The sequence below is a fragment of the Pandoraea faecigallinarum genome, from assembly GCF_001029105.3.
Lineage (GTDB): Bacteria > Pseudomonadota > Gammaproteobacteria > Burkholderiales > Burkholderiaceae > Pandoraea > Pandoraea faecigallinarum.
The window spans coordinates 1,818,936-1,840,090 of the sequence record NZ_CP011807.3 but is presented as its reverse complement, the minus strand read 5'-3'; the positions used below and the strand labels follow the sequence as shown (position 1 = coordinate 1,840,090).

Below are 21,155 nucleotides of genomic sequence, written 5' to 3'. Positions count from 1 at the left end.
GTCACTTACGAATCGCTTCAAGACCGCTATAGTAGCGCTCTTCGGCATTTTGTTCAATGCACAACTCGATATTTTTTCAACTTTCTTTACAACGCATTACTTGTCACAGACGTGTGCCACATCACTTCGGCACGTCTTGCGGATTCGCTACCGACGCCGGTGCCGGAACACTTGCCGCCGCGGGTGCGGACGCCGTTGCGGGCGCGCTCGCCGCCGGCAAATTACCAAGGACACCGATGTTTGACGCCGGCTTGTACGAACCGAGATAAGTCAGGCCCAGCGTGGTTACGAAGAACACTGCGGCCAATGCGGCCGTGGTGCGCGACAGGAAGTTGGCGGACCCCGAAGCGCCGAAAAGGCTACCCGACGAACCGCTGCCGAATGCCGCGCCCATGTCGGCACCCTTGCCATGCTGCAACAACACCAGACCGATGATGCCCAGGGCGGAAAGCACCTGCACCACGATCAACAACGTTTTCAACAACCCCATCTCATCACCCGTATAGAAGAATCCGATTTGCAGCGAATTTGTGCGCCGCATCATGACTTGTTTCATGCCGTTATCGCGAACGGCGTTGGCATCAGCGCGGCAGTCCCGCCTCGCAAATTGCCAGAAAATCGACCGCCTTCAATGCCGCACCGCCGATCAGACCGCCATCGACGTCCGCCATCGAGAACAATTCGGCCGCATTGTCCGGCTTCACACTGCCGCCGTACAGCACCGCCACCTCCGACACCGCCTCTCCCTTCGCACGCAGCAGCGAACGCAGATGCGCATGCACTTCCTGCGCCTGCGCCGACGTCGCCGTCTTGCCCGTGCCGATCGCCCAGACCGGCTCGTACGCGACGACGATCTGCGTCGCCTGCTCCGCCGTCAATGCCGCCAGCACGGTGTCGAGCTGACGCGTCACCACGGCCGTCGTCTCGCCAGCCTCGCGCTCGGCCAGCGTTTCGCCGATGCACACGATCGGCGTCATGCCTGCGTCGAGTACACGCAGCGTCTTCGCGGCAACGCTCGCATCGGTTTCGCCGTGATATGCGCGACGCTCCGAGTGCCCCACGATCACGAACCGCGCGCCGAACTCGGCGATCATCTGCGCAGCGACTTCGCCGGTGAAGGCGCCGCTCACTTGCGCCGATACGTCCTGCGCACCGAACCCCAGCACCTGCCCGGAAAGGCGGGCCTGGCATTGCGCGAGATAGGGGAACGGCACACAAACGGCCGCGCTCACGCCCGGCGCGCTCAGCACAGGCGACGCCAGCAGGTCGCCCAGCAACGCCTCGTTGCCGGCCAGGCTGCCATGCAGTTTCCAATTGCCCACGACGAGCTTGCCAGCCTTGCGGCTGATGGTGCGAGCCGAAGCTGCGGTACCGGTTGTCACGCCTTATCCCCCAATGCGTATGGACGAAAAACCTCTCATTCTAGTGCGTCCAGGGCATGAGGGTCAATTTCGCCGGTTCGTCGTCGAGCAAAACCGCAAGAATTGGGGGTTTCACGCGGCGTTGCCCGGCAAACCCGGGCAAGCGTGCTTACCAGGTCAGCACGATCTTGCCGACGTGCGTGCTCGTTTCCATCAACGCGTGGGCCTTGTCTGCCTGTTCGGCCGGGAATGTCCGATAGATCACCGGACGAATCTTGCCGGCCGCGAGCAACGGCCACACCTTGTCGTGGAGGTTTTGCGCGATCGCCGCCTTGAATGCGACCGAGCGCGGACGCAGCGTCGAGCCCGTGACCGTCAGACGGCGACGCAGCAGCGCGCCCATGTCCAGCGTCGCCTTGCTGCCGCCGAGCAACGCAATGATCGCGATGCGCCCGTCGAACGCCAGCGCCTGCACTTCACGCGGCAGATAATCGCCGCCCACCATGTCGAGCACGACGTCCACGCCGCGATCCTTGGTAAGTTCCTTCGTGACCGCGACGAAATCCTCGGTCTTGTAATTGATGCCGCGCTCGGCGCCAAGCGCCTCGCAAGCGCGCGCCTTGTCTTCGGAGCCCGCGGTCGCGAACACGCGGTGCCCCAGCGCCACAGCCAGTTGGATCGCCGTCACGCCGATGCCACTCGTGCCGCCCTGCACCAGCAGCGTTTCCTTCTCGCCGGTCTCGGTCTCGCCAAGACGCGCGCGATCGAACACATTGCTCCACACGGTGAAGAACGTTTCGGGCAGCGACGCCGCTTCGACATCCGACAACCCCTGCGGCACCGGCAGCACCTGCGCGAGCGGCGCGGTACAATATTCGGCGTAGCCGCCGCCCTGCACCAGCGCGCACACGCGCGAACCCACCTTCAGGCCCCAGCGGTTGTCCGCGCCGTCGAGCGCGCCTTCGACGATCTCCCCTGCCACTTCGAGTCCCGGCAGATCCGACGCCCCCGGCGGCACGGGGTACTGCCCGATACGCTGGAGCACGTCCGGACGGTTCACGCCCGAGGCGCTCACCTTGATGAGCACTTCGCCCGGCTTGAGTTCGGGGCGGGGACGCTCCGTGAGCTTAAGTACTTCCGGTGCGCCGTACTGGGTGATCTCGATTGCCTTCATCGCGTCTGTCCTTGGTTCTCGGGCGACGCCGTCAAGCAGCGCGGCGGCACCCTCGTCATTGAGATGGACGGGCACGCCAGCGCGCGCACCCTCCGTGAAAATGATGTCGAGCCAGCACCTTATCACCGACTGCGCAATCGCGTCGGCTGTCGATGCGGGCGCGGCACGTCGGCAGGGGCATTCGGAATTTTTCGGGACGCCGACGGCGGCATGCGGGGGGGCTCGCGGAACCCATGGAAGACGATGTCGACGCCTTCACGTGAGCATGAGTCCGCCACACGGCATCATCGTAATGATGGATACGACCGGAGGCGACTGGTGCGACTGAGGCATGAGCGCTGACGGGCGCGCCGCAACGATCCGAAAAGACCCTTCGCGACGCGCCGTATTGACCCGCAATGTGAGGACCTGCTTCGTGCCCGAGATACCGAAACGATACTCAGGCGACGCCCTCGCCCCCTTCATCGATCAGCCCGTGCCGCACGGCGTAGCCGATCAGTTCCGCGCTGTCGCCGAGCGCAAGCTTATGCAGAATATGCGCGACGTGTGACTCGACCGTCCGCCCGCTCAGATGCAGCGCGTGGGCGACCTCGTTGACGGCCAGGCCGTCGACCAGCATATGAAACACTTCGTTCTCACGCGCCGACAGGCTGCGATGTCTCGCCCCGTCGTCGTGACCATCGGGCGACTGCCGCTCGCGCGGCGCCCGATGCGATGCACGCGGTGGATCACGGCGCGCGCCGTCGCGCCACCCTGCGTCGGAAGCCACCCGCGTGACTGCGCGGCCTCGTCCGCCTTCCAGTTTCATGCCCGCCTCCTCCAAGAAGATTTCCTCACACCCGAACCATCGGCAAGACCGGAAACTGCACATCGCCAACGACGGGCGTCGCCCATTGTGCGCCAGACAATGTGTGTTCGTAACTTCAGGGAAGATGATCGCCGCCGCGTTTCCGATTGCCTGCGGCTAACGCAACAGGCGGACGCGTCGCGTGATCGGCTGCGCCGGCTTGCCCCACCCGACGCACGACCGGCGCCTCGCGGTGCCCCGGTGAGTGCCCGCCTACCGACGGCACCCGGCGTGGCGACCCGCGGCGTGGACGGCAGCATCCTGTGGCGTATCGGCAACCGGGTCAACCGCCGCATCGCCAGTCGAATTGCCAGTCAAATCGCCAGCAGAATCGTCAAGGGCATCGAAGCCCGTATCGACCGAGGCATCGACGGAATCCGCATCGCCGGACGGTGTGACATTACCGCTACCGTTGCCGCTGCCGTTGCCGTTGCCGTTGCTAAGGACGAAACGCCCGCGCCCGCCGTGCTTGGCATCGTACAGCGCGCGATCGGCGGCCTCGAACAACATGTCGGACGTCTTGTCCTCGCCGCCGGCAACGATGGCCACGCCCACGCACGCCCCCACGCAGACCTCGCCCACGGAGAGCATCATCGGCCGGGACGCGGCATCGAGAATCGCCATGGCGGCACGCTCCACATCGAGCAGATCCTGAATGTCGCGCATGATGACGGCAAATTCGTCGCCACCGAAGCGGGCAATCACATCGCCCTCGCGTACGCTCGCAATCAGTCGCTTGGCCAGACACCGAAGCAGCTCGTCGCCAAGCGCATGCCCCCACGTGTCGTTCACCAGCTTGAACCGGTCCAGATCGACGAACAGCAGTGCCTGCGCGCCGGCGCCCTCGCGTGCGCGGCGCACCGCGCCTGACAGCGCCTGATCGAAGCCCTTGCGATTGAGCAAACCGGTGAGGTGGTCCGTATGCGACTCTCGCCGCCAGCGCCGCTCGTTCGAGCGTTCGACGGTGATGTCGCGCACGAATACGTGAACGCCCGCCAACACGTTGTATGTGGCCCACTCGGGCTGATAGCTCACTTCGAAGCAGCGGTACGCGGCGTCCTCGCCGAAATCCCAGACGAACGTCGCTGCCTCGCCCGCGAGCGCGCGCGCCAGATGCGGCGCAAATTCGCGATACAGCGACGGGCCGAGCAGCTCGCGCGCCGTTGCGCCGAGAATGCGCTCACGCGGGCGCCGCATTCTCACTTCGCACGCCCGGTTCACGAACGCGAAGCGCTCGTCCCCATCGAGAAACGCCACGAGGTACGGCACGCGATCCGCCACTTCCTGCATGCGCCGCGCGTTCGCCCGCGCCGCTTCGCGCGACATTTCGAGTGCTTCGGTGCGATCGCCGAGCTGTTCCATCATGCTGCGAAAGGAATTGGCCAGCGCGCCGATTTCATCCGCACGCTGCACCGGCAGCGACTGCACCGCCCGCATGTCGCCCGCACTTCGTTCCACCAGATCGCGCAGCGTATCGAGCGGGCGAAGCAACCGGCGCGCGACCCACCACATCACGAGCGCGGCAATCGCGATTGCCGCAATCGCGAGCACCGCGACCTGGCGGCGCACGCGCGAGATCGGGCTGAACGCTTCCGCCCCCGGGAGCACCGCCACGACGAACCACCCGGTCGTCGCCATCGGCGCCCGCGCGACGAGCGGGAGCATGCGGACCAGATCGTTCGAGCCGGCATCGCGCACGCCGCAAAGGGTCTGCGAGGGCCCGACGGTCGTCAGGATCTTGGTGACGTCCGCCTGAATGACGTAGCGTGGCGGACTCTCGTTCGTGATCAGACAGTACCTCCCGGTCTCGCCCACCCGGTTGCTCGCCAGATCGACGATGAAGTTCTGTCGCAGCAGGTTCACGGCGCCGCCGACCACGGCAATCACCCTGCCCTGACGATTCGTCACCGGCACCGCGAGGACCACCCCCGGCGAACGGGTGATCTTGCCGGCGATCACGCTGGAGGCCGCCTGAGGCGCGCCCGCGAGCACCTGTCGAAAATAGTCCCGGTCGGCGATGTTCAGGGGTGTGTCGGGGAAGGTCGAGTCGTACAGCATGCGACCGTCGGGCGCCGCCACGAAGATCGTGTTGAACGTCTGCGGCGTCGACACCGACAGTTTGGTGAACGCGTCGAACTGCGCGCCCGTCATGGCATTGGGATCGCCGATGTTGCCGGCCATGCGATGGAGCACGAGAAACTTGGAGCGCAACTTGTCGTCGAGCTGATCGGCCGCAAGCTTCACGTGCGTGTCGAGCTGCGCCTGCATCGAGCTTCGCAATTCTCCATAGACGAAAAACTCGATCCCGACGGCCAATCCGACGATCAATATCATCGAGACGAGTGCTGTCGCCGCTGCGACCCGTCCCTTCAACGACTTCACCATGCTGGCCCGTACGAGAGTAGCTTTTGTCTTGCTTTTGCTTATTTTTGCGAGAGCTTACCACCCGAAACGGCACATTTTCGGGAAACTTGAGAAAAACTCGACGCCTTCGTGCATCGGCCTCATCCGCCTCGATGCGTGACACCGGCGACGCGTCGGCCAGTCTTCGGCGGGGGTTCAGTAACGGCATACCCCGAACCCGTCGTAAAATTGCGCATCCAACGCGCCACGATGGTGCGAACCGGCCGGATCGATATCGACGAAATGCGTGCCATCGGCGACATCGCCCCGACCGGTTCACCGAGCGCGTCGTCAGGCAGACGACGCACCGGCGCTCATCGTGCCCGACAGCCCGACCCGAATTCATTCATGACGAGTACCCAAGCGACAACCGCCCCCGCAGCACCGGCATCGGCCCCATCGGCCACCCCCGCGATGACGCCGATGATGCAGCAGTACACGCGCATTAAGGCCGAGCATCCCAACATGCTCGTGTTCTACCGCATGGGAGACTTCTACGAGCTTTTCCACGACGATGCGGCCAAGGCAGCGCGCCTGCTCGATCTCACGCTGACGGCGCGCGGCCAATCCGGCGGCCAGCCCATTCGCATGGCCGGCGTTCCGCACCACGCCGTCGAGCAATACCTTGGCAAGCTGGTCAAGCTTGGTGAGTCCGTTGCCATCTGCGAACAGATCGGCGATCCCGCCACATCGAAGGGGCCGGTCGAGCGCAAGGTCGTTCGCATCGTCACACCCGGCACACTCACCGACGCCGCACTGCTCAGCGACAAGGTCGACCAGTACTTGCTCGCCGTGCAGATGCCGCCCGCGCGACGCGCAAGCGAACGCATTGCCGGCCTCGCGTGGCTGTCGCTCGCGAGTGGCGAATTGCGTCTGATGGAAGTGTCCGCCGACAAGCTCGCACGTGAACTCGAACGCATTCGCCCGGCCGAGACGCTCTTGCCCGATAGCGCCGTCGAAGCCTTTGGCGGCTACGCGCTCGGCACCGCGACACGTGTTCCCGACTGGCACTTCGATACCGCAGCCGGCACACAGCGACTTCGCGATCAACTGGGCGTGGCCAGCCTCACCGCTTTCGGATGCGACGGTCTGGACCCTGCGCTGGGTGCCGCCGGCGCCCTGCTTCAGTACGCAGCGGCAACCCAGGGTCAATCGCTGCGCCATGTGCAAAGTCTGAACGTGGAGCGGGAAGCGGCCTATATTGGCCTGGACGCCGCCACGCGCCGCAATCTGGAACTCACCGAGACGCTGCGCGGCACCGAGTCGCCCACGCTGCTCTCGCTGCTCGACACGTGCGGCACGACCATGGGCAGCCGCTTGATGCGCCATTGGCTGCATCACCCGATGCGCGATCAGCAAGTGCCGCAATCGCGTCAACTGGCCATCGCAACGCTGCTCGAAGGACCGGGCACCTGGCGCGCGCTCAACGGCGAGCTGCGCCACGTGGCCGATGTCGAGCGCATTACGGCGCGGCTGGCATTGCTTACGGCGCGCCCGCGCGATCTGTCGAGTCTGCGCGACGCCCTGCGCCGTCTGCCCGAGTTGCACACCACGCTGCGCGCCGTCGAAGCGCGCTCGCCGCTGCTCGCCATCCTGCACGAGGATCTGGCGATTCCCGACGAAGCGCTCGCGCTGCTCACCAGCGCCATCGCCGAGGAACCCGCTGCCATGCTGCGCGACGGCGGCGTCATCGCGCGCGGACACGACGCCGAACTCGACGAACTGCGCGACATCTCGGAGAACTGCGGCCAGTTTCTCGTCGATCTGGAAGCGCGCGAACGTGCGCGCACCGGCATCAACAATCTGCGCGTGGAATTCAACAAGGTGCACGGCTTCTATATCGAAGTCACGCGCGGCCAGACGGACAAGGTGCCGGACGACTATCGCCGCCGTCAGACGCTCAAGAACGCCGAGCGTTACATCACGCCGGAACTGAAGACGTTCGAGGACAAGGCGCTCTCGGCGCAGGAGCGCTCGCTCGCGCGCGAAAAGATGCTGTACGACGCGCTGCTGCAGGCGCTGCTGCCGCACATCACCGACTTCAAGCGCATCGCTCAGGCACTTGCGCAACTCGACGTGCTCGCGTCGCTCGCCGAACGCGCGGAGACACTCGGCTGGGTGAAGCCCGAGCTGGTGCAGGATCGCGTGGTCGACATTCGTCAGGGACGCCATCCCGTCGTCGAGCAACAGGTCGAGCGCTTCATTGCCAACGACTGCTCGCTGGGCGACCCGCGCCGTTTGCTGCTCATCACCGGGCCGAACATGGGCGGTAAATCGACGTTCATGCGTCAGACAGCGCTCATTGCCCTGCTCGCCTACGTCGGCTGCTACGTGCCCGCCGAGGCCGTGCGACTCGGCCCGCTCGATGCAATTTTCACGCGTATCGGCGCATCCGACGATCTCGCGGGTGGACGCTCCACGTTCATGGTCGAGATGACCGAATCGGCTGCGATTCTGCATACGGCAACCGATCAGAGCCTCGTGCTGATGGACGAAATCGGACGCGGCACGTCGACCTTCGACGGCCTCGCACTCGCCTGGGCCATCGCACGTCATCTGCTCGCCCACAATCGTTGTTACACCCTGTTCGCCACGCATTATTTCGAACTCACGCAGTTGCCCGACGAGTTCCCGCAGTGCGCCAACGTGCATCTGTCCGCGGTGGAACATGGCGAAGGCATCGTGTTCCTGCATGCCGTGCAGGACGGCCCCGCCAGCCAGAGTTATGGCTTGCAGGTTGCGCAGCTCGCCGGCGTGCCGATGCCGGTCATCCGTGCCGCGCGCAAACATCTCGCGTTGCTCGAACAGCAGGCGCTCGACCCCGCCGCACCGCAACTCGACCTGTTCGCCCCGCGCGCTGCCGTCGAGCCGATCGAAGATGACGCCGACAACTCGGACGATGCCTTCGCCACTCGCGCAGCCAACGGCGGGACACCTGGGAAGGCGTCGCTCGACCCCGCCGCCGAAGCGGCGCTCGCACGCCTGGCGCAAATCGATCCGGACGACTTGCGGCCGCGGGAAGCGCTCGATCTTCTCTACGAACTTCGTGGCCTGATGAGCGGCCGTACGAACGACTGACGCACGCCCTGCCCTCTATCGATGCCGATGCCGATCCTGCACGTCGCGCGCGCCCCTGACGCCTCCCGCCGCGCCGGCACCGGTCTGGCGGCCGTGTGCCTCGCGACGTTGGCATTGGCCGCGGGACCCGCATTGATGTACGCCACCCCGGCAAGTGCGAAGACGACGAAGTCGTCGGCCAATGCATCGGCCAAGCCGGCGCCCAAGGCGGCACCGAAGCCGCCAGCGTTCGAATTCGCGGTGTTGGGCAATACGCCCTTCAACAACGCCGAAGTGCCTGTCACCCGCAACGTGCTGGCCAGCATCGGCGACAGCCAGGCGGCGTTTGTCTTGCACGCGGGTAATCTCAAGAGTGCGCTGGAGCCCTGCCGTGACGACCTCATCACGCAGCGCCTGAGCCTGCTCGCGAGTTCACCGAAACCGATGATTTACGTGCCCGGGGCGAACGACTGGGCCGATTGCGCACGAGCGTCCGACGGCAGCTACAACCCGGTGGAGCGGCTCGATTTCCTGCGCGATCACGCCTTCGACGACGACGCATTGCTCGGCCCGGGGCCGGTCGGCTACTCGCAGTTCGATCTCACACGCCAGAGCGACATGGCGCGTTTTCGCCAGTATCACGAGAATGTGCGGTGGTTCTACCGCGGTGTCGTCTTCGTCGGCCTGAATCTGCCGGGCAATAACAACAATTACCGTTCTGCGGGCGGGCGCAATGGCGAATTCGAGGATCGCGTGATCGCGACGCGCGTCTGGCTGCAACACGCCCTCGTATATGCCCAGCAGAAAAATGCCATCGGCATGGTGATCGTGGCCCAGGCGGATCCCGAGTTCGAACCGGCACGCAGCGGCGGTCTGGGCGGCATTTTCTCGGACCGAAACGGGCGTCGCGGCGTGGACGGGTACAAGGATTTCCGCACGCAGTTGCAGCGATTGGCCGCGCGTTTCAAGGCGCCGATTTTACTCATCGATGGCGGCAAGACGATGCGTCACGCGCAACCCTTGCGTGACACGCATGGCGCGCCCGTCAAGTCGTTCACACAACTCAGCACCTACGGATCGCCAACGGCCAACCGGTGGATTCGCGTGAAAGTCGATCCGAAAACCACTCAGCTCTTTCACTTCGAAAGCGCGCTGCTGGCGCCGAACGGCATGGCGGCACCAGCGACCAACGGCTCGCGCCCGGGGAGCCACGCACCGGCACCGGACGGGGCAACGACGGCGGATCCGGCACGGGTGCCGCTGGGGGCCTCGGTCTCTGCCCCTGGGGGTGCTTCGGCGTCCACGTCGTCGGCGCCGCCCTACTCGACGCCCTATCCGGCGCGCTATCCGGCGTCCGCTCCGACCTCCAGCGTGACGGCACTCAGCTCGGATCCGAATCAGGGGGTCACCCCCGTTGGATCTGTACGGCCACCGGGAGCGTCCTCGCGCGGGGCGACGCGCGGGAACTGAGTCAGGCCAGCGCGGCCTTGATTCGCACGCGTTGCCCGCGCGATGCCAATCACGCCCCCCAAACAAAAATGCCGGACAGGCGCATCGTCCAATGGCGATGCGCCTGTCCGGCGCTCGTTTGCCCTGCGTGCCGCCCGGCGTTACATGTGTCGCTCGTCAGCGATCACATGACGCGTGGCGAACGGAGCGAATGAAGCGAAATGTGCGAACGGCGATCAGTGCAGCGTCGGCGCGCCGTCCTCGTCTTCGTCGACGATTTCGAGACCCGATGCACCATGCGCATGCTGATGCTCGATTTCTTCTTCGGTAGCCTCACGCACGTCGGTCACCTTGAGTTCGAAGCGCAGCGCCATGCCAGCGAGCGGGTGGTTGCCATCGAGCACCACCTTGTCCTCGGCAACGTCCGTCACCGTGTAGATCAGCGTGTCGGACTCTTCGTCGCCATCTTCCGGCGTGCCTTCGAACTGCATGCCGACTTCGAGCGGATCCGGGAAGCGGCCGCGCTCTTCAATCTTGATCAGCTCGGAATCGTAGTCACCGAAGGCGTCCGACGGTTCCAGTTGCAGTTGCGTTTCAAAGCCGACGTCCTGCCCGTCGAGCGCTTCCTCGATCTTGGGGAACGTGCCATCATAGCCGCCGTGCAGATAAACCATCGGCTCGGCGCCGCTTTCTTCGATCAGGTTGCCCTGAGCGTCCGACAACTTATAAGTCACCGAGACGACGGTATTCTTTTCGATCTTCATCAAACTCTCCGAAAAACAGCCCGCATTATACGCGCAGCCGTATGACAGCGCCCCGGCAGCGGCTGTATCGATTACATCGATTACGCATGACGACATCTCGCCACACCCTCTCCCTGCTTGGCGGCCTCGCGCCCGACGCGTTCATGAAGCGCTACTGGCACAAGCGCCCCTTGCTCATCCGGCAAGCCATTCCCGGCTTCGCCGCGCCGCTCTCGCGCGATGCGCTGTTCGAACTCGCGGCCCGGGACGACGTCGAATCGCGCCTCGTCAGTCACGCCCGCAATCGCTGGCAGCTCAATCACGGGCCGTTCGATGCCGGCGATCTGCCGCCGCTCACGCGCAAGCAGTGGACACTTCTCGTGCAAGGCGTGAATCTCCACGCCCCGGCAATCGACGCCCTCATGCAACAGTTTCGCTTTATTCCCGACGCGCGTCTCGACGATGTGATGATCAGCTACGCGACCGACGGCGGCGGCGTCGGCCCGCACCTCGACTCGTACGACGTGTTCCTGCTGCAAGCCCATGGCAAGCGTCGCTGGCGCATCGGTCCGCAACGCGATACGACGTGGCGCGAAAACGTGCCGCTGCGCATCCTCGAACATTTCGAAGCGCAAGAAGAATGGGTGCTGGAGCCGGGCGACATGCTGTACCTGCCGCCTGGCTATGCACACGATGGCATCGCGCAAGGCGAATGCATGACTTACTCGATCGGTTTTCGGGCACCGCTCGAACAGGAGATGCTTCAAAACTTCCTGTATTACCTTGCCGAAAATGTGGCAGAACTGCCGTTTGCGCGCCATTTCGCTGGCCGATACGCAGATCCGGAACAACCGGCTGTCAAACATCCTGCCGCGCTGCCCGAGGCAATGATCGACACGCTCATCTCGCAGCTCAAGCGCGTGCGCTGGGGCCCAAAGGAGGTGGAAGATTTTCTGGGACGCTGGCTGAGCGAGCCCAAGTCGCATGTGTTTTTCGACCCGCCGCAGAAGCCGCTTTCGACCGTGCGTTTCGCACGCGAAGCATCGGCGCGAGGGCTAACGCTGTCGGCAAAGACGCAGTTGTTGTATCGGCGCAACCGGTATTACGTCAACGGCGAACCGCTGGAAGTGCCCGTCAATGCGCGCCCCACCTTACGCAGGCTTGCCGATCGACGCGCACTGAAAGCGGGCGAATGTGCGAAATTCGAGCAAAATGACCAAGAAATCGTTGAAATTCTGTACGATTGGTACGCTTCGGGTTGGTTGGAACTTGGACGTGACTCGAAGCCCGGGCGAAAGTTGCGCGCCGTAAGGAAAAAAGCGGGGTAAATGCGCGAGATTGACGTGACGCGTTGGGGAAAACCCAATATAATTTCTCGCCAAGCAGCTTGCATGACCAAGGGTAATCCTCAATTGCCAATGTCTCGCAATCGGCTTTGCGCTGGCAAGAGCGTATTACCGTAACTAATATTTATTCGCTTGTCTTCTACCATAAAAGGACGTGATCATGAAGAAGTCTCTCCTCGTCGCTTCGTTGTTGGCTATCGCCCTGACCGCCTGCGGCAAGAAGGAAGAAGCCGCTGCTCCGGCTGCTGACGCTGCCGCTTCGGCTGCTACGGCTGCTTCGGACGCCGCTTCGGCTGCTGGCGCTGCTGCTGATTCGGCTGCTTCGGCTGCCGGTGCTGCTGCTGACACGGCCGCTTCGGCTGCTGGTGCTGCTGCTGACGCCGTTGCTTCGGCCGCTGACGCTGCTGCCAGCAAGTAAGCTCTCGCTGCCGCGAGGCAGTTGAGCAAAAAAAGCCGGTCTCTCGACCGGCTTTTTTGCGTCTACACGTTTCGCGGCACGCGCCGCGTCAACACGTCAACCAGTCGAACCCACCGGCTTGTGTCGCGACGAGAATCTCCGTCGCCTCAGCGCCAATCACCGCCGACATCGCCGCCATCGCCAGTGCCGGCGTATTGTTCTGCTCGCTCAGGTGCGCGCAAATCACGCGCCGAAGCTTCGCGCGGTCGATGGCCCCGAGTATTTCCGCAGCCGCGTCGTTCGCCAGATGGCCATACGTACCGCCAATGCGCGCCTTGAGCGACGGCGGATATTTGCTGTTGGCCAGCATCTCGCGATCGTGGTTGCATTCGAGCACCAGCGCGTCGCAACCACCGAGGGTGGCGATCAGGTGAGCGGTCGGGCAGCCTGCGTCCGTAAGCACACCGAGACGACGGGCGCCATCCGAAAACACGAACTGCAACGGTTCGCGCGCGTCATGAGGCACCGTGTACGGATGAAGCTCGAGAGCCCCCACCGCCAACCGCTCGTCGGAACGGCACCAACGCACCAGCGCGTCGTCACCATCGGACTTGAGCGTCGCAGCGACCTTGACGGCCTGCCCCGTCCCCCAACTCATGATGAGCGGGATTCGATACTTGCGAGTAAGGGAAAGCGCACTACCGATGTGGTCGGCGTGCTCATGCGTGATGACGATGGCGTCGAGCGACGCCACGTCGACCGAGCGTGCCGCAAGGCGCCGCTCGACCTCTCGCATGGAGAATCCGCAATCGAGGAGGATACGTGTCGTGGAGGCGCCTTCCGACGCCTCCACCAGCAGGGCATTGCCTTCGCTGCCGCTGCCTAAACTGGCGAACCGCACGCCCCGCCTTAACGGAGCTGGTTGCCGATCACGCTGATGATCGTTTGAGCGATCTGCGAGTTGTCGACGTTACCCTTGTCGTCGAGCACCTGCACACGCGTCTGGTTGTCGCCACGACCTTGCACGTTGACGCTGTACTTCTTGGCTTTCTTCTGGTCCTGCACTTCCTTGGCATGGAACAGGCTGTAGAAGAAACCATTGTCCTTCGACAGCGATGCCGGATCCACGTAGCTCACGAAATACAACCCCTTCGCGCGGTCACGATCGTCCACGGTGAAGTTACCGCGATCGAGCGCCACCCCGACACGACGCCAGGCGCGGTCGAACGGCTCGTTGATGTCGAGGTAAGACGCATCGGCCGTCTTCACGACCTGGCTCGTCGGACCGCTCGCCTTGGCGCTTTCCACCTGAGCCTTGGCCTGGTCGGCCTGCGCACCGAAGCGCTGCATCAGCTTGGTCAGCATGATCGCTTCGAGCCCCGGATCGTTCGGGGCCGGCTCCCACTTGGTCGTGTCCTTCTGCGAGTTCGTGAACACTTCCACCATACGACGGTGTGTGATGTAAATGTCCGTGCCGCCGTTCGGATCACGTTCGACACGGGTACGGAAACGATCGCGCTCCCCCGTCGAATACAGACCGTCGAGCACCTTGCCGAGCAGATCGCGGATGATGTCCTGATTCAGCTTGGCGCGATTTTCCGCCCAGTCGGTTTCCATCACGCCCGTATCTGCCGAATCGATCGTCAGCACGAAGCCGTTTTCTTGCCAGAACTCACGCAGCGTCGGCCAAAGATCGCCAGCCGGCTTCTGGATCACAAGCCAGCGCTCGTTGCCGTCGCGCACGACTTTCATGCCCGGCACGCTCGGCAGCACGTTATCCGTCGGATTGGCTGCCACGACCTTTTGCTGCGTCTCGTAGTTCGACAGCGTGGCGGTGCCGCCCGGCGTCACGTACTTGCGGTCGGCGGCCTGAACGTTCGTCAGATCCGGCGGAACGTCCAGCGAGGGGCCGGTTTTCGAGCTCTTGTAGTCGACCTTGTCGGACGACAAGGCGCTCGACAGGGAACTACATCCGGCGACGAGGGCCAACGAGGCAATAGCGGCCCATGCCAGCACGGGACGAGCTACGGAATTACTGACGATTCGTTTCATGAGTCGCAAAAAAATGGGTGGGCAATCGAACCCGGGTGCCTGAACGACAGCTTAGACAACAGCGATGTTGGCCGACTTGAGGGCTTGGAGCACCGTGTCCTGATACGGCTGCGCCAGCGGCGTGAGCGGCAGGCGAATGCCCGACGCGATCATGCCCATCTTTTGCAGCGCCCATTTCACGGGGATCGGATTGGCTTCGACGAACATGGCGCGATGCAGTTCGAACAACTTGAATTGCAGTTCCCGTGCCGTTGCCACGTCGCCGGCCAGCGCCGCCGCGCACAGTTCGTGCATCGCACGCGGTGCCACGTTGGCGGTGACCGAGATATTACCCCGACCGCCCATGAGCATGAGCGCAACGGCAGTCAGGTCGTCGCCGCTGTACACGGCGAAGCTCTTTGGGGCGCGCCGGATCAGGTCGATGCCGCGATCCAGATTACCCGTGGCGTCTTTCACGCCGATGATGCCCGGCACCTGTGCCAGACGCAGCAGCGTTTCGTTGCTGGCGTCCGCAACCGTACGGCCGGGCACATTATAGAGGATGACCGGAAGCTCGCCGGCTTCGGCGATGGCGCGGAAATGCTGGTACTGGCCTTCCTGCGTCGGCTTGTTGTAGTAAGGCACAACCTGCAACGACGCATCGGCGCCCACCTTCTTCGCGTGCTTCGTGAGCTCGATGGCTTCGGCCGTCGAATTGCCGCCGGTACCGGCGATCACGTGCACCTTGCGACCGCGCGACTGGCCGGCTTCGGCCGTTTGCTTGACGGCGATCTCGATGAGTTCGCAGTGCTCCGCGACGTTGACCGTCGGCGATTCGCCCGACGTGCCCACGATGACGATACCGTCCGTGCCTTCGTCGACGTGCCAGTTGATCAGGTTGCACAGTGCGTCACGGTCAAGGCTGCCGTCCTCTTTCATCGGCGTGACAATCGCGACGATACTGCCTTGAATCGGGGTTTGGGTAGTCATGTTGGATCGAACAATTCAGCGATAAGGGTGGATTGTAGCGGATTACGCTGTCGCCTCGTACAGCGCGGCGGTGCCGGGGTTTTCCCCGGGGGTCGCCGCGCGCGTGGCGCACAGTCTTTGCACACACGCAGCGCCCGGCGCCGGCATCGTGACGTCCTCGAACGCAGCCACCCGCAAACCCGCCTCGCGCGCGACATCGAGCAACTCGCCCGGAGCCAGCAGGAACGCGGGATTGGACGGTTTCCCGTACCTTTCGTTTCCCTGCGCAAAGGTTTCGTAAATGAGGACACCGCCCGGCGCAACGCTTGCAGCGATACGCCCGAACAGGGGCCGGTGCAGATAATTGGTGACGACAACCGCATCGAACGTGGCCTGCGCGGCCAACGGCCACGGCGCGCCTTCCAGATCGGCTTCGTGCGTCGTCACGTTGGCCAGCGTTGACATCGTGGCAAGGGCAGCCCCATCGCGATCGACGGCCGTGACGTGCGCGCCCCTGGCCGCCAGCCAGCGCGCATGACGCCCGTGACCGCACGCCAGATCGAGTACGCGCGCCCCGGGCCCGATCAGATGCGCCCAGCGTACCAGCCACGGCGACGGTGCGCCGGTGCCGTGCGCCGCGCAGACGTCGACAGCGTCCGTCATGAGTACTGGAGCCCCATGGCCTCGCGGACATCGCGCATGATTTCCTGCGCCGACTTGCGGGCCTTCTCGCAGCCGTCGGCCACGATGGCACGCAACAACGACGGATCGTCCATGTACTTTTGCGCACGCTCGAGCATGGGCTGCTGCTCACGCAGAATGCCTTCGATGACCGGCTGCTTGCACTCGATGCAACCGATTCCGGCACTGCGGCAGCCCTTCTGAACCCACTCGCGCGTGTCGTCGTCGCTGTAGACCTGGTGCAGTTGCCACACCGGGCACTTGTCGGGGTCGCCCGGATCCGTACGACGCACGCGTGCCGGATCCGTCGGCATCGTGCGCACCTTCCTGGTGATCGATTCCGCGTCTTCGCGCAGACCGATAGTGTTGTTGTACGACTTCGACATCTTCTGTCCGTCGAGGCCCGGCATACGCGAAGCCGGCGTAAGCAACGCCTGCGGCTCCACGAGGATGAGCTTGCGTGCGCCTTCGAGATAGCCGAAAAGCCGCTCGCGATCGCCCATCGACAACGACTGCGATTCGGAGAGCATGGCACGCGCCTGTTCGAGCGCCTCGTCGTCGCCCTTCTCCTGATACGCGTTACGCAACTCGAGATAAAGCTTCGAGCGTTTGCCGCCGAGCTTGCGTGCGGCCGCCAGCGCCTTCTCTTCAAAGCCCGCCTCGCGGCCGTAGAGATAGTTAAAGCGCCGCGCGATTTCGCGCGTCATTTCGACGTGCGGCACCTGATCCTCGCCGACCGGCACGTGCAGCGCGCGGTACAGCAGAATGTCCGCCGCCATGAGCACCGGATAACCGAGGAAACCGTACGTCGACAGATCTTTTTCCTTGAGCTTCTCGATCTGTTCCTTGTACGTTGGCACACGTTCGAGCCAGCCCAGCGGCGTGCTCATGCCGATGAGCAGCGCCAGTTCGGCATGCTCGGGCACCTTGCTCTGAATGAAGAGCGTTGCCTGATTCGGATCGATCCCTGCGGCCAGCCAGTCGATCAGTACGTCCCATACGTTCTGCTCGATGACGTCCGGCGTTTCGTAGTGCGTGGTAAGCGCATGCCAGTCGACCACGCAGAAGTAGCACGGATACTCCGACTGAAGCTGTATCCAGTTCTTGAGTACGCCGTGATAATGGCCCAGATGCAGGCGACCGGTCGGTCGCATGCCGGAGAAAACGCGTTCGGGGTACATGGTCTAGTTATCGTCTGCAAAAACTTCAGGAAACCAGCGACAGCAGCGGCGTGAGCATCCACACGATCACGTCACGCCCCCACTGAATCAACGGCCACAGCCACACGCGGCCGAGCACGCCGCTGACGACCAGCGCCATCACAATGAAGAAGCCGTAGGGTTCCACCCGCGAGAGCGTGTAGGCCGCGCGCGCAGGCAGCAGCGACACCAGCACGCGCCCGCCATCGAGCGGCGGCACGGGGAACAGGTTGAACATGCACATCACGAGATTCACCACGAGGCCCGCCTGCGCCATCATCATGAAGAACGGCTCGCGTACGCCCGCGACTTGCAGTCCCAGCCCGAGCAAAGCCCAGAGAATCGCCTGGGCGAAGTTGCAGAGCGGGCCGGCCAGCGCTACCCAGATCGTATCGATGCGCGGATTGCGCAGACTGCCGAACGCCACTGGCACCGGCTTGGCATAGCCGAACAGGAACGCCCCGCTCGTCATGAAATACAGCGCCAGCGGCACGAGAATCGTACCGATGGGATCGATGTGCTTGAGGGGATTGAGCGTGACACGCCCCATCAGAAACGCCGTGGGGTCGCCGAAATGCTTCGCAACATAGCCGTGCGCGGCCTCGTGCAAGGTAATCGCGAAGAGGACGGGAAGCGCGTAGACCGCAACGGTCTGGATCAGGTCTGCATTCATAGCCGGCTATTGTAACAAGCAGACCTGCGCGCCAGTATTACCCGTCCTTACAAAGATAGCGGCACCCAAAGGATTGCGGGATCGCGGCGAACTCAGGATAGCCCGAACGGCGCCAGCGACCCGCGTCCGCGACGCAGCACTTCCGGCGGCATGACCGTCAGATCGACCACCGTCGAAGGCTCCTTCGGACACGCCCCGCCATCGATGACCAGATCGAGTTGCTTTTCCAGGCGCTCCCGAATCTCCTCCGGGTCGTTCAGCGGTTCCGTTTCCTCGGGAAGAATCAGCGTCGTGGCGAGCAACGGTTGCCCCAATTCCTCCAGCAAGGCCAGCGTTATCGCATGCTCGGGCACCCGCAGACCGATGGTCTTTCGCGAAGGATGCGACAGCCGTCGCGGCACTTCCTTGGTGGCCTCCAGAATAAAGACATACGGCCCCGGGGTCGTCGCCTTGATCAGCCGGTATTGCTGGTTGTCCACAATAGCGAATTCCGCCAGCTCGGACAGGTCGCGCACGAGCAGCGACAGCAGTTGCTTCTCATCCAGACCGCGAATGCGGCGCAGACGGTCAACGGCCTGCTTGTCGTCGATATGACAGGCAATGGCATAGCTCGAATCGGTGGGCAACGCCACAATGCCGCCCTTGTCGATGATCTGCGCAGCTTGCTTGATGAGACGTGGCTGAGGATTTTCCGGATGGATCTGGAAGAATTGCGACATGTTGTCGGAAGGTTACTGCCAGCGGCTCCAGACCGGAGTCAGATCGTCGGGCAGCGCAGGCAGTTTGCCGAGCAGCGCACGGCTCTCGGTCGGTCCATGGAAATCCGAGCCGCGCGACGCCAGAAAACCGTACTGACGCGCGACATCGGCATACTCGCGGTATTGCTCCGGCGTATGGCTGCCGGTCACCACCTCAATCGCCTCGCCGCCCAGATCGCGGAACTGATCGAACAGCGCGCCGAATTCGAGCGGTGTGAATTTGTAGCGCCCCGGGTGGGCGACGACAGCGATACCGCCTGCGCCCCGAATCCATTTCACGGAATCTTCCAGCGTGGCCCAGCGATGCGCCACGTAGCCCGGACGGCCTTCGGACAGATATTTCGCGAACACGTCCGAGACCGATGCACATTGACCGATCTCGACCAGAAAACGCGCGAAGTGCGTGCGCGAAATCAGGTCGGGGTTTCCGACGAAGCGCAGTGCGCCCTCGTAAGCCCCGGGGATGCCCGCCGCGGCCAGTTGCTCGCTCATCTGCTGCGCCCGCGCCGCGCGGCCGCCACGCGTTGCCGCGAGGCCGTCGATCAGGGTCGGATTGCCCGGATCGATGTTCAGGCCCACGATATGCACCGTGCGATTCGCCCACGTGATGGAAATTTCGACGCCGCTAACGTAGCGCATACCGAGCGCTTCGGCCGCCGCACGCGCTTCGCGCTGCCCGCCGATCTCGTCGTGGTCCGTCAGCGCCCACAGGTCGACGCCGGCCTCGAAAGCGACCTGCGCCACTTCGGACGGCGAAAGCGTGCCGTCCGACACCCTGGAATGACAATGAAGATCCGCATTGAGCATGATGAGCCGCCGGGCAGCGCCGCCGGACCTGTACCTATGCAGTCCCGCAGCCTTCGCTTTACTGGCGTATGACGTGGTAATGACGCCTCCATTCTACCGCTCAAGTGTACGCGACGCGAGTTGCCCGCGCCTCGCTGCCGCCTGCGTCGTCCCGCATCGTGCACTTATCGAATCGCCCGCACACCCGCGGCCAGACAGCCAGGGAACGGACGTCTCGTGTCGATGCTGTCAATGCAGTCGATCCCGCCGGTCCCGATGCCCCTGCTACCCGCGACAAAAATCCTCGATCAGCCGTGCCACGGCCTCAGGCTGGTCGTGATGCAGCATATGACCCGCGTCTTGCACGAAAGCGTGCGTCAGATTCGGAAAGACCTCGAAGCGCTCACGGAAGACGTCCTTGCCCTGCGCCCCCGCAAAATGCTGTAGGACATCCGAATCCGTCGCTTCCACGTTCAGCACCGGGGCGCTCACGTTGCTCCAGACGGCCATCGCTTCATCGAGTCGGTAGGGATAGGGATTGGCGATCTTGTGGGCAGCGTCGGCGAGCAGGTGCCACTGACCATCGTCCGCCTGCCGTGCCCAGTGCTGCGAGAGCCACGCCGCGCGCTCCGGCGCGAGGCGCGGGTTCGTTTTGCGCAGACGCGCCGCCACATCGGCGAGCGACGCGTAGGGACGCAACGTCGGCACGGTCTGCACGTCGTCGAGCCAGCGGCTGAGCTGACGGATCGCCGCTGTCGGCGCCGAGGGTGGCAGACCGAAACCTTCGAGATTCACCAGACGCCGCACACGGCCGGGCCGCACGCCCGCGTACAGACAGGCCACGTTGCCGCCCATGCTGTGGCCAATCAGGTTGATGGCCTCGCCCGGTTCGGCGTAGACGTCGAGCAAGGCGTCCAGATCGGCAAGGTAGTCGGGAAACCAATAGCTGCTGGCGCGGCCGTCGGCGACAGGCCAGTCGGTGAGGCCAAAGCCCCGCCAGTCGGGGGCCAGCACATGCCAGCGCTGCGCGAGCGTTTGAGCGACGAACTGGAACGACGCCGACACGTCCATCCACCCGTGCAGTGCAAAAAGCTTGGGCGCGCCGGGGGTGCCCCATTGGCGAACGTGATGGCGCAGGCCGCGCACTGTCAGAAACTCGGATCGGGAATCGATCATGATGCCGGCAGACGATGAAGTTCTGAACGGTTGAGGAACGTCGAGTATATCGGCCCGCGCGCATGCGCCGGAAGCGTCGTCAAAAACCGGTGCGGCGAATTCGAA

At 63.9% G+C, this 21,155-nt stretch carries 19 protein-coding genes; 4 read left to right on the top strand and 15 right to left on the bottom strand.

Annotated elements, in window-relative coordinates; all coding sequences use genetic code 11:
• Window positions 1–121: 121 nt before the first annotated feature.
• From secG to AB870_RS08230, 5 genes are all read right to left on the bottom strand, one after another.
• Window positions 122–490 (bottom strand): preprotein translocase subunit SecG, encoded by a 369-nt coding sequence (gene secG, locus AB870_RS08250; protein WP_047908975.1) that lies wholly within the window; start codon window positions 488–490, stop codon window positions 122–124.
• A 91-nt stretch (window positions 491–581) separates the two neighbouring features.
• Window positions 582–1,349 (bottom strand): triose-phosphate isomerase, encoded by a 768-nt coding sequence (gene tpiA, locus AB870_RS08245; RefSeq protein ID WP_047908974.1) that lies wholly within the window; start codon window positions 1,347–1,349, stop codon window positions 582–584.
• Between the two features lie 181 nt (window positions 1,350–1,530).
• On the bottom strand, window positions 1,531–2,535 hold the full coding sequence (locus AB870_RS08240; protein WP_047907631.1) for an NAD(P)H-quinone oxidoreductase: 1,005 nt from the start codon (window positions 2,533–2,535) through the stop codon (window positions 1,531–1,533).
• Between the two features lie 439 nt (window positions 2,536–2,974).
• Complete coding sequence (locus tag AB870_RS08235; protein WP_053059628.1) at window positions 2,975–3,343, bottom strand: response regulator transcription factor; 369 nt, start codon at window positions 3,341–3,343, stop codon at window positions 2,975–2,977.
• A gap of 252 nt (window positions 3,344–3,595) precedes the next feature.
• Window positions 3,596–5,767 carry a sensor domain-containing diguanylate cyclase gene (locus AB870_RS08230; protein ID WP_053059627.1) on the bottom strand — a complete coding sequence of 724 codons (2,172 nt, stop codon included), beginning with the start codon at window positions 5,765–5,767 and terminating at the stop codon, window positions 3,596–3,598.
• Between the two features lie 432 nt (window positions 5,768–6,199).
• Between AB870_RS08230 and mutS the strand changes: the two genes are divergently transcribed.
• On the top strand, window positions 6,200–8,863 hold the full coding sequence (mutS, locus tag AB870_RS08225) for a DNA mismatch repair protein MutS (RefSeq protein ID WP_047908971.1): 2,664 nt from the start codon (window positions 6,200–6,202) through the stop codon (window positions 8,861–8,863).
• Between the two features lie 27 nt (window positions 8,864–8,890).
• Window positions 8,891–10,312, top strand: coding sequence for a hypothetical protein (locus tag AB870_RS08220; RefSeq protein WP_053059626.1), 1,422 nt, complete (start codon window positions 8,891–8,893; stop codon window positions 10,310–10,312).
• 215 nt (window positions 10,313–10,527) lie between these two features.
• Here AB870_RS08220 and AB870_RS08215 read toward each other — a convergent pair whose 3' ends face one another.
• On the bottom strand, window positions 10,528–11,055 hold the full coding sequence (locus AB870_RS08215) for an FKBP-type peptidyl-prolyl cis-trans isomerase (RefSeq protein WP_047907630.1): 528 nt from the start codon (window positions 11,053–11,055) through the stop codon (window positions 10,528–10,530).
• 86 nt (window positions 11,056–11,141) lie between these two features.
• On the opposite strand from AB870_RS08215, the gene AB870_RS08210 reads away from it, so the two are divergent.
• Both AB870_RS08210 and AB870_RS26325 read left to right on the top strand, forming a co-directional pair.
• Window positions 11,142–12,362 (top strand): ribosomal protein uL16 3-hydroxylase, encoded by a 1,221-nt coding sequence (locus tag AB870_RS08210; protein ID WP_047907629.1) that lies wholly within the window; start codon window positions 11,142–11,144, stop codon window positions 12,360–12,362.
• Between the two features lie 178 nt (window positions 12,363–12,540).
• Window positions 12,541–12,798, top strand: coding sequence for a hypothetical protein (locus AB870_RS26325; RefSeq protein ID WP_072617452.1), 258 nt, complete (start codon window positions 12,541–12,543; stop codon window positions 12,796–12,798).
• Window positions 12,799–12,886: 88 nt separating this feature from the next.
• Here AB870_RS26325 and AB870_RS08205 read toward each other — a convergent pair whose 3' ends face one another.
• The 9 genes from AB870_RS08205 to AB870_RS08165 form a co-directional block, all read right to left on the bottom strand.
• Entirely contained in the window at window positions 12,887–13,678 is a 792-nt protein-coding gene (locus tag AB870_RS08205; protein WP_047907628.1) for an MBL fold metallo-hydrolase, read from the bottom strand.
• An 8-nt stretch (window positions 13,679–13,686) separates the two neighbouring features.
• Window positions 13,687–14,829, bottom strand: coding sequence for an outer membrane protein assembly factor BamC (bamC, locus tag AB870_RS08200; protein WP_047907627.1), 1,143 nt, complete (start codon window positions 14,827–14,829; stop codon window positions 13,687–13,689).
• Window positions 14,830–14,880: 51 nt separating this feature from the next.
• On the bottom strand, window positions 14,881–15,798 hold the full coding sequence (dapA, locus tag AB870_RS08195; RefSeq protein WP_047907626.1) for a 4-hydroxy-tetrahydrodipicolinate synthase: 918 nt from the start codon (window positions 15,796–15,798) through the stop codon (window positions 14,881–14,883).
• Between the two features lie 42 nt (window positions 15,799–15,840).
• Entirely contained in the window at window positions 15,841–16,440 is a 600-nt protein-coding gene (locus AB870_RS08190; protein ID WP_047907625.1) for a class I SAM-dependent methyltransferase, read from the bottom strand.
• Window positions 16,437–17,639, bottom strand: a complete 1,203-nt coding sequence (locus AB870_RS08185) for a tryptophan--tRNA ligase (RefSeq protein ID WP_047907624.1) — start codon at window positions 17,637–17,639, stop codon at window positions 16,437–16,439. The genes AB870_RS08190 and AB870_RS08185 overlap by 4 nt, the downstream gene beginning before the upstream one ends.
• A 25-nt stretch (window positions 17,640–17,664) precedes the next feature.
• Window positions 17,665–18,330, bottom strand: a complete 666-nt coding sequence (locus AB870_RS08180) for a site-2 protease family protein (protein ID WP_047907623.1) — start codon at window positions 18,328–18,330, stop codon at window positions 17,665–17,667.
• Window positions 18,331–18,422: 92 nt separating this feature from the next.
• Complete coding sequence (locus AB870_RS08175; RefSeq protein WP_047907622.1) at window positions 18,423–19,049, bottom strand: L-threonylcarbamoyladenylate synthase; 627 nt, start codon at window positions 19,047–19,049, stop codon at window positions 18,423–18,425.
• A 12-nt stretch (window positions 19,050–19,061) separates the two neighbouring features.
• On the bottom strand, window positions 19,062–19,895 hold the full coding sequence (locus AB870_RS08170) for a 3',5'-nucleoside bisphosphate phosphatase (protein ID WP_047907621.1): 834 nt from the start codon (window positions 19,893–19,895) through the stop codon (window positions 19,062–19,064).
• Window positions 19,896–20,159: 264 nt separating this feature from the next.
• Entirely contained in the window at window positions 20,160–21,050 is an 891-nt protein-coding gene (locus tag AB870_RS08165) for an alpha/beta fold hydrolase (protein ID WP_047907620.1), read from the bottom strand.
• Window positions 21,051–21,155: the final 105 nt, after the last annotated feature.

What these genes read in the sequence shown, in the direction of transcription:
- secG (WP_047908975.1), bottom strand. Translation starts at nt 490, where the DNA reads ATGGGGTTGTTGAAAACGTTGTTGATCGTGGTGCAGGTGCTTTCCGCC.
- AB870_RS08240 (WP_047907631.1), bottom strand. Translation starts at nt 2,535, where the DNA reads ATGAAGGCAATCGAGATCACCCAGTACGGCGCACCGGAAGTACTTAAG.
- AB870_RS08235 (WP_053059628.1), bottom strand. Translation starts at nt 3,343, where the DNA reads ATGAAACTGGAAGGCGGACGAGGCCGCGCAGTCACGCGGGTGGCTTCC.
- AB870_RS08230 (WP_053059627.1), bottom strand. Translation starts at nt 5,767, where the DNA reads ATGGTGAAGTCGTTGAAGGGACGGGTCGCAGCGGCGACAGCACTCGTC.
- mutS (WP_047908971.1), top strand. Translation starts at nt 6,200, where the DNA reads ATGACGCCGATGATGCAGCAGTACACGCGCATTAAGGCCGAGCATCCC.
- AB870_RS08220 (WP_053059626.1), top strand. Translation starts at nt 8,891, where the DNA reads ATGCCGATCCTGCACGTCGCGCGCGCCCCTGACGCCTCCCGCCGCGCC.
- AB870_RS08215 (WP_047907630.1), bottom strand. Translation starts at nt 11,055, where the DNA reads ATGAAGATCGAAAAGAATACCGTCGTCTCGGTGACTTATAAGTTGTCG.
- AB870_RS08210 (WP_047907629.1), top strand. Translation starts at nt 11,142, where the DNA reads ATGACGACATCTCGCCACACCCTCTCCCTGCTTGGCGGCCTCGCGCCC.
- AB870_RS26325 (WP_072617452.1), top strand. Translation starts at nt 12,541, where the DNA reads ATGAAGAAGTCTCTCCTCGTCGCTTCGTTGTTGGCTATCGCCCTGACC.
- bamC (WP_047907627.1), bottom strand. Translation starts at nt 14,829, where the DNA reads ATGAAACGAATCGTCAGTAATTCCGTAGCTCGTCCCGTGCTGGCATGG.
- dapA (WP_047907626.1), bottom strand. Translation starts at nt 15,798, where the DNA reads ATGACTACCCAAACCCCGATTCAAGGCAGTATCGTCGCGATTGTCACG.
- AB870_RS08190 (WP_047907625.1), bottom strand. Translation starts at nt 16,440, where the DNA reads ATGACGGACGCTGTCGACGTCTGCGCGGCGCACGGCACCGGCGCACCG.
- AB870_RS08185 (WP_047907624.1), bottom strand. Translation starts at nt 17,639, where the DNA reads ATGTACCCCGAACGCGTTTTCTCCGGCATGCGACCGACCGGTCGCCTG.
- AB870_RS08180 (WP_047907623.1), bottom strand. Translation starts at nt 18,330, where the DNA reads ATGAATGCAGACCTGATCCAGACCGTTGCGGTCTACGCGCTTCCCGTC.
- AB870_RS08175 (WP_047907622.1), bottom strand. Translation starts at nt 19,049, where the DNA reads ATGTCGCAATTCTTCCAGATCCATCCGGAAAATCCTCAGCCACGTCTC.
- AB870_RS08170 (WP_047907621.1), bottom strand. Translation starts at nt 19,895, where the DNA reads ATGCTCAATGCGGATCTTCATTGTCATTCCAGGGTGTCGGACGGCACG.
- AB870_RS08165 (WP_047907620.1), bottom strand. Translation starts at nt 21,050, where the DNA reads ATGATCGATTCCCGATCCGAGTTTCTGACAGTGCGCGGCCTGCGCCAT.